Annotated in this window: 7 protein-coding genes; 6 read left to right on the top strand and 1 reads right to left on the bottom strand. The window is 44.2% G+C overall.

Annotated features, from left to right (window positions below; translation table 11 throughout):
* Positions 1-131: 131 nt before the first annotated feature.
* The 6 genes from ACPUEY_RS11320 (at position 132) to ACPUEY_RS11345 (ending at position 5290) form a co-directional block, all read left to right on the top strand.
* On the top strand, positions 132-587 hold the full coding sequence (locus ACPUEY_RS11320) for a hypothetical protein (RefSeq protein WP_425122149.1): 456 nt from the start codon (positions 132-134) through the stop codon (positions 585-587).
* Between the two features lie 45 nt (positions 588-632).
* Positions 633-2594, top strand: coding sequence for a multicopper oxidase domain-containing protein (locus ACPUEY_RS11325; protein WP_425122150.1), 1962 nt, complete (start codon positions 633-635; stop codon positions 2592-2594).
* Positions 2581-3495, top strand: coding sequence for a copper resistance protein B (locus ACPUEY_RS11330; protein WP_425122151.1), 915 nt, complete (start codon positions 2581-2583; stop codon positions 3493-3495). Before ACPUEY_RS11325 ends, ACPUEY_RS11330 begins: the two co-directional genes overlap by 14 nt.
* A gap of 236 nt (positions 3496-3731) precedes the next feature.
* Positions 3732-4049: a quaternary ammonium compound efflux SMR transporter SugE gene (sugE, locus tag ACPUEY_RS11335; protein WP_092818910.1), complete on the top strand. Its 318-nt coding sequence runs from the start codon at positions 3732-3734 to the stop codon at positions 4047-4049.
* 49 nt (positions 4050-4098) lie between these two features.
* The gene (locus tag ACPUEY_RS11340) at positions 4099-4578 is read left to right on the top strand and encodes a methylated-DNA--[protein]-cysteine S-methyltransferase (protein WP_425122152.1); all 480 of its coding nucleotides are present in this window, start codon (positions 4099-4101) and stop codon (positions 4576-4578) included.
* A 52-nt stretch (positions 4579-4630) separates the two neighbouring features.
* Positions 4631-5290 (top strand): nuclease-related domain-containing protein, encoded by a 660-nt coding sequence (locus ACPUEY_RS11345; RefSeq protein ID WP_425122153.1) that lies wholly within the window; start codon positions 4631-4633, stop codon positions 5288-5290.
* 38 nt (positions 5291-5328) lie between these two features.
* Here the strand turns inward: ACPUEY_RS11345 and ACPUEY_RS11350 are convergent, their stop codons facing one another.
* A complete protein-coding gene (locus tag ACPUEY_RS11350) occupies positions 5329-6264 on the bottom strand; it encodes a tRNA dihydrouridine synthase (RefSeq protein ID WP_425122154.1) in 936 nt (311 codons plus the stop codon).
* Between the last annotated feature and the right edge of the window lie 218 nt (positions 6265-6482).

A 6482-nucleotide genomic window follows, 5' to 3' on the forward strand; every position in this document is an offset into this window, starting at 1 on the left:
ATTTAACCGGACTTGACACTGTTTAGCATAAATTTAAAAATTGTGTATAACTTGTATCGCGGATATCGTGTTAGACTGAAATCAAAAGAACATGATTTATCTTTTATTCTAGATTGGCTAAGGACAATACTGTGCTCACTTCATTACGCAAACAGGCTTGGTTTGTGTTCCTGATGGTTTTTGCCATCGGGTGGAGCAATGCTGTCTTGGCATTTGAACAGCCGATGCATCAGCAAATGATGAGTGAATTGGCGATTCAGCATGAAGATAAAATGCCCATGACGGCCATGCCAGGTTGCCATGATTCAGTCAATACTCAACCGCACATGCAGCAGCATCCTGTCGAACAGGTAAACCTGTCCCATGATCTGGACTGTCATCAGGGCATGAGCGATCAACAGCAGCATTTCAGCTGTAATGATTGCATACAGTTGCATTGTCAAAGTCTGGGCAGCTGGCTGGATGCGCAAAGTCCGAGTTTTGCCCATTTAAATCCTGTTCCCGAACATCCACAGCCCAATTTTACTTATTCTGCCCAGCATTTAAGCGGTTTCTGGCAGAAAATCCTGCGTCCCCCTAAAGCTTGACTGTGATTTAAAAAAACTTTTTATTTTTAAATTATAGGTAAAGTTATGTCTATTCAATTAAGTCAAAGCCTCGTGATCGGGGTGTGTTTGGTCTCATCATCGTGGGCATTTGCCGCGGTCAAGGAATATCATCTCAACATTGATGAACAGATGGTCAATGTAACTGGCAAGCCCTTAAAGCGGATTACCGTAAATGGTCAATTTCCTGCACCTCCTCTGGAATTTGAAGAAGGTGACGATGCCGTGATTCATGTGCATAACAATCTGAAAAACAAGGATAGCTCCATTCACTGGCATGGTTTATTGCTGCCGGGACTGATGGATGGCGTGCCAGGTTTTAACCAGTTTAAAGGGATTAAACCGCAAGCTGATTTTGTCTACCGTTTCAAGGTGCGTCAAAACGGCACCTACTGGTATCACGCGCATTCCAAAGGACAGGAGCAGGACGGTTTATATGGTGCCCTGGTGATTTATCCTAAAGGGAAAAAGCCGCTAGCAGCACATGAAAAAGCTGATCGTGATTATGTGGTAATGCTGTCCGATTTTCATCAGTCCAGCAGTGACCAGATTCAGAAGAACCTGAAAAAGTCGGCTGAATACTATCAAAATCGGCGAGAAACTGTGGCCGACGTGTTGAAGCAGGTTAAGCGTGATGGTCTCAAAAGCACCTGGCAAGATCGCTCCATGTGGAATCAGATGCGTATGCTGAAAACCGATTTGTCCGATGTCACCGGTTATACCTTCCTGATCAATGGCAAAACGCCGGAGCAGAACTGGACCGGCATGTTCAAGCCAAATGAAAAAGTCCGCTTGCGTTTTATCAATGCTTCAGCCATGTCTTTTTATGATGTGCGTATTCCAGACTTGAAGATGACGGTGGTCAGTGCCGATGGCCAGCCTGTGCAACCGGTACCTGTAGATGAATTTCGCATAGGCACTGCAGAAACCTATGATGTGATTGTGGAGCCGCAAGCCAATCATTATCAGATTGAAGCTGAGTCGATTGACCGCAGTGGGTTTGCCATTGGAACATTGCATAATGAAAAATCTCCAGTGACGCATACGATTCACATGCCGAAACCACGTCCACGTGCATTACTGACCATGGAAGATATGGGGCACGGTTCTGCATCCAGTGATCATGCCAACCATGCCCAGATGGATGATGGTCAGAGTGGTACAAATCCAGCCAGTGCAGATTCACATAGTCCAGGCTCAATGAAACATCAAATGATGGATCATTCATCAATGAAACATAACATGGCTGCAATGGATCATTCAAAGATGGATCATTCGTCAATGAAACATGACATGGCTACAATGGATCATACTCAAATGAATCATGCTGTCATGCAGAAGCATTCGCAACATGCGACTCAACAACACGCTATGCCACAGGCAGAAAAACCTGAGTCTGATCAGCAGCACGAAACGCATCGTACAGCACAACCCGCTTCAGATAAGAAGGCAGCCGTGGTTTACGGCTGGGCCAATGCATCCACACCCACAGGGCATAAGGCGCTGCAATATGGCGACTTGAAATCACTCACTCCACAGCCCGATACCCGTCCGGCGGAGCGTGAACTGGAAGTGCGTTTGGGCGGCAACATGGAGCGTTATATCTGGACCATCAATGGCAAGAAATTTACCGAAGTGAAACCGCTACAGGTGAAATATGGCGAACGTATCCGCCTGAAATTTATCAATGACAGCATGATGGCGCATCCGATGCATCTGCATGGCATGTTTATGCAGCTGGAAAATGGGCAAAGTAGCGCCAATATGCCGAATAAACACACCCTGATTGTGCCACCGGGTAAAACGGTAACCGCATTACTGACCGCGGATGAATTGGGAGAATGGGCAATTCATTGCCATCTGCTCTATCACATGTCATCGGGCATGATGAGCAAACTGGTGGTGGCCAATGTCGACGGAAATAAAACGCTCGCTTCACCTGCTACACCGGCTCAAGTTGAGCAAGGAGACTCACATGCGCATCATTAATCACTTTGTAATGAGCACATTGAGTGCCTCATGCTTATTGTTATCCGGACAAAGTTTTGCACAGCCAAGTCATCAAACCAGGCCGATGGCGGAAGCGCAGACGTCAGCACAAAATGCAATACCGGTGGATCATTCACAACATCATGTCGTGTCAACGACAGACCAAACACCTGTTAAAGCAAAACCCGTAATTGCTGTTCAAGATGAAAATGTGAGCTCGAATGATGCTGCATCTGCCGAGCATATCAAGGAGCATGGCGGGCAGATTTATCAGCAAACCACGCTTGAAAGTCGCTGGTTACGCAATAACGATGGAGAAGGGGTTTTAAAGTCGGAGCTGGAAACCCGTATCGGGACAGATGAAAACAAGATTTTTATCAAAGTGCATGCCGATGATGCTGAATCAGAGCAAGCGGAATATGATGCCAAAGTGTTGTACAGTCGCAATGTTGCCGATTTTTGGGATGTACAGGCCGGTTTTCGCTATCGCAATGACCAGAATCGGGAAGTCGATCAGGATCAGGTCGATGCCGTGATTGGGGTGCATGGGCTGGCACCGTATTTCTTTGAAACCAATGCCTATCTCTATGTCGGGCAGGATAATCAAACTTCTTTGAGCCTGGAAACCGAACGCGATGTGCTGCTGACGCAAAAACTGATTGTTAAGCCTTATCTGGACTTGAATGTGGTGTTGAGTGATGACTCCAGCTATGCGCAAAAAACCGGTTTAAGTACCGCACAATTGGGGCTGGAAACCCGTTATGAAATCAATAAAAAGGTCATGCCTTTTATTGATGTGGCCTATGGATACAAACAGGGGCGTGAGCAGACTGCTTGGCAAGCGGAATCAGCATCTGATCAGGAATGGCTGTATGGTGCCGGGATACGTTTTAAATTTTAATCCCACTCATGGCTCCAAAAAATACGACTGGTTGAGGCCAGTCGTATTTTTATTTGCACTTTTAAAGTGAGCAATTGGTCAAAAAATGTAAAACATGCACCCAGTTCCCTCAATTATTTATATAATTATCGATCAATGACAGGAGGAACGACCTCCCTTGGTGCAACCAGATTAGTTGTTGCACGAAGAAAATTCGTCAGGACGACCTGACTCTGAAAAAATGGAGCATCGTCGTCATGGCTTGGATCGTTCTGGTTTTAGCGGGTATTTTTGAAATTGTCTGGGCCTATGCCATGAAACTTTCAGAAGGTTTCACCCGTCTCACCCCGAGTATCATTACCTTGGTTTTTATGGTATTAAGTTTTGCTTTACTGGCCTATGCCATGCGAACCTTGCCGCTGGGTACCGCCTATACCATCTGGACCGGGATTGGTGCAGTGGGTTCTTTTCTGGTCGGGGTATTTATTTTGGGTGAGCCTGCATCGGCCATGCGCATGCTTGCTGCGGTACTGATTATTTCTGGATTGGTATTGATGAAACTGTCATCATCATAACCACTCTTCCTCACTATATCGCTTATTTAATGCACTACAGGAGAAGACAATGAAACTGGCATTTATGGAAATGGCTTCTCCTGTGGGTAACTTAAAACTGGTCGCCAATGACACGGCTTTGGTGGCGGTACTCTGGGAAAATGAAAATCCCAAACGGGTACGTTTAGCCGAACTGATTGAACAAACACATCATCCAATTTTATTGGAAACCCAAAAACAGTTAAGCGAATATTTTGCTGGAAAACGGCAGCAATTTGATTTGCCTCTAGATTTTGAAGGCACTGAATTTCAGCAGAAAGTCTGGCAAGCCTTGCTGACCATTCCCTTTGGCGAAACCCGCAGTTACCGTGATATTGCCGAGCAAGTCGGTAACGTCAAAGCGGTACGTGCAGTGGGTGCCGCTAACGGGAAAAACCCGATTTCTATTATTGCGCCGTGTCATCGTGTGGTGGGTGTGAATGGAAAGTTAGTGGGTTTTGCTGGTGGATTAGACAATAAAGATATTTTATTGAAACTAGAATCTTCATGAATTTAATAAGTTTATGTTATTGTTATTAAAAATATAATATGAACTTTATTGAATGAATATTTCTCAAATTTTTATACCGCTTTTTTCACAGTTGTGGTGGATCATTTTATTATTTGCTGCCGCTGTTCTTTTTAAGGTATTTAAGCCATTTCTTAAAGGAAAAGTGGGGGAATTAGCAGTAGCTGTACACGTCAAACTCTATTTGAAAGACCCGAGTTATATTTTATTAAATGACTGTACTTTGCCGGATGAGCAATCGGGAACGACCCAAATAGACCATATTCTGTTAAGTCCCTATGGCATCTTTATTATCGAGACCAAAAATTATACGGGTTGGATTTTTGGTGGTGAACGTCAAAAAATGTGGACACAAAAGATTTATAAAAAAAGCTATAAATTTCAAAACCCCTTACATCAGAATTATAAACACACGAAAGTGCTGGAAGATGTGTTGTCCGATATTATTGAACCGCAACATTTGCATTCGGTGATTGTATTTATGCCAGAAAGTGAATTTAAAACTGCCATGCCAAGTAATGTATTTCGTGGCGCGGCATGGACTGATTATGTTAAAGGTTTTCAGGACGCAGTGATTCCTGCGATGAAATTGAAACGGATTCAATTACGGATTGAAAAAGAAGTTTTAGAGAAATCCTGGAAAACCAATCGCCTACATGTAGAAAACTTAAAACAGCGTAAACAGGGAACTTGATCGAAAAAAGCCTTTGCATATGCAAAGGCTTTTATTTTTTAGTGCTGTAGTTGATTCAACTTTTCAATAATTTCGTTCAGTTGCTTGATGCGTTTTACTTCCTCCCATAGCATTTTGGCTTCTGGATAATGCTTCGACATCATGCCGAGCCACTGTTTATAACGTCCTACCATATTAATTTCTTTTTTATAGGGGCCACTTAAAAAGCGACTCTGCAAAGCCAATAACTCGTCCCAGGTAATTAGGGGATCATCTCGATTTTGGCGGATACATTGCGTGATATCCGGTGTGGTTACTGCAGCGCGACCAATCATTAAATCTTCACAACCGGATTCAAGCTGACATTGCTTGGCATCTGCATTGGTCCAGATTTCACCATTGGCAATCACATTAATGTTCAATGCTTCACGAATCGGTTGCAATTGATCCCAGAAAGCCGGTGGAGTATAACCTTCTGCTTTGGTCCGGGCATGCACAGTGACCCAGGCCGCACCCGCATCTTCAATGGCATGGGCATTTTCCAGCGTATAGTTACGGTCCATATAGCCTAGGCGCATTTTGGCTGAAACTGGAATATGACGGGGTACCGCATCTCGAACGGCTTTGACCAGCAGATGTACCACTTCGGGTTCATCCAGCAGCACTGAACCGCCGCGGTGACGATTGACCGTTTTTGCAGGACAACCGAAATTCATATCAATCGCAGGAGCTCCCAGTTCCACAGCACGAATGGCATTGGCTGCTAACATTTCCGGGTTATTTCCCAAAAACTGTACATGCACAGGTGTACCCGCTGCGGTTTTGCCACCGTTTAACAGTTCCGGGCAGTAATTATGATAAACATGATCGGGAAGTACTGAATCGGTGACACGAATAAACTCGGTTACACACCAGTCAAAGCTGCCCACGGATGTGAGTACATCACGCATAATGGGGTCTGTTAAGCCTTCCATGGGTGCAAGCACAAGTTTCAACGTCGGACACCTGTTAAATGAAAAACGGTGTTATACGTTTTTTTATGTGGGTTGTCTAGGTAAAGGGCTTTGAAATATTGTAGTGTGAGATAAGGCTTAGCCTTTATTGTTATTCACCAATTAAAATGTCTATGTAATAAACCATTTAAAATGTCCAGTTTTTAACTGCAAGAGTCAAGAACAGGATTTAAATTCCTTTGTTCAATGATGGCTTTCTG

Origin of the sequence: Acinetobacter sp. G11 (genome assembly GCF_049808495.1) — a bacterium.
GTDB lineage: Bacteria > Pseudomonadota > Gammaproteobacteria > Pseudomonadales > Moraxellaceae > Acinetobacter > Acinetobacter kookii.

Coding starts and splice junctions, on each gene's coding strand:
- sugE (WP_092818910.1), top strand. CDS start 3,732: ATGGCTTGGATCGTTCTGGTTTTAGCGGGTATTTTTGAAATTGTCTGG.
- ACPUEY_RS11325 (WP_425122150.1), top strand. CDS start 633: ATGTCTATTCAATTAAGTCAAAGCCTCGTGATCGGGGTGTGTTTGGTC.
- ACPUEY_RS11330 (WP_425122151.1), top strand. CDS start 2,581: ATGCGCATCATTAATCACTTTGTAATGAGCACATTGAGTGCCTCATGC.
- ACPUEY_RS11340 (WP_425122152.1), top strand. CDS start 4,099: ATGAAACTGGCATTTATGGAAATGGCTTCTCCTGTGGGTAACTTAAAA.
- ACPUEY_RS11345 (WP_425122153.1), top strand. CDS start 4,631: ATGAATATTTCTCAAATTTTTATACCGCTTTTTTCACAGTTGTGGTGG.